Consider the following 1,148-nt stretch of genomic DNA (forward strand, 5'->3'; position numbering starts at 1 on the left):
TCGACCATCGCCAGCAACCCCGCGGGCATGAGCTATCTGCCGGGCACGCAAATCACCGCCGGCTTGCAGGTCCTGTATGGCGACCTGAGCTTCGACCGCGACTCCGGCACCAACACCCCGGGCAGCGGCAGTGGCAATGCCCTCGATCCGATCCCCGGCGGCAGTTTCTTCATCAGCCATGAACTGGACGAGCACTGGAGCGTCGGTTTCGGCCAGTACGGTGACTTCGGGTTGGCGGTCAATTACGACAACGACTGGTCCGGCCGCTACTTCGCGCAGAACGCCACCCTGCTCGGTTTGTCGCTGGTGCCGAGCGTGGCGTATCGCTTCAACGAGCAATGGTCGGTGGGCGTAGGCGTGAAGGCCATGTACGGCATATTGAAGGCAGACACCGCCATCGACCGCTCCCCCTTCGGCTTCACCGACCGCGCGGATGGCCAGTTCAAATACAAGGATGGCGCCTGGGGCTACGGCGCCAACGTCGGGGTGATCTATGCCCCGCAACCCGGCACGCGCATCGGCCTGACCTATACCAGCCAGGTCGACCTGGACTTCGAGGACCGGCTGGACGTGAAAGGCGACGGCCGTCTGCTCGAGCGCGTCAACAACACCAAAACCAAAATCGACACGACAGTGCCGCAGACGGTGACCCTGAGCCTGTTCCAGCAACTGGACAAGCAATGGGCCTTGCTCGCTTCGGCCAACTGGCAGGATTGGTCGGAGTTCGGCGAGATTGGAGTGGACGTCGATACCACCGCGTTGGGTGGTCAATCGACAACCATCGACGCCGGGTTCAAGGACACCTGGCACCTCTCGCTGGGCGCGCAGTACCAGGCCACCGAGCAATGGTTGTGGAACGTCGGCGTAGCCTACGACAGCAGCGCCGTGTCGGACAGCCACCGTAGCGTGATCCTGCCGATGAACGAATCCTGGCGCATTGCCACAGGCGCCACCTATGCGCTGAACAAAGACACCGATATCAACGTCAGCTGGGCCATGGTCTGGCTCGGCGACATGCCGGTGGAACAGACCAAATCCGTGTCGGGCGATCAACTTTCCGGTCAATTCGACAATGCCTGGATTCAAGCCTTGGCCGGCAACATGACCTGGCGATTCTGATGTTTTGTAAACGAAAGAACGACGATTTC

The 1,148-nt window shown here is 61.3% G+C and carries 1 protein-coding gene; it reads left to right on the plus strand.

Annotation, left to right across the window (positions count from 1 at the left end):
• Positions 1 to 1,119 (plus strand): OmpP1/FadL family transporter (locus KGA81_RS29955; RefSeq protein ID WP_223551301.1); only part of this gene is annotated, 1,119 nt, incomplete at its 5' end.
• Positions 1,120 to 1,148: the final 29 nt, after the last annotated feature.

Source organism: Pseudomonas sp. A-B-19 (genome assembly GCF_019947515.1).
Classification (GTDB): Bacteria; Pseudomonadota; Gammaproteobacteria; order Pseudomonadales; family Pseudomonadaceae; genus Aquipseudomonas.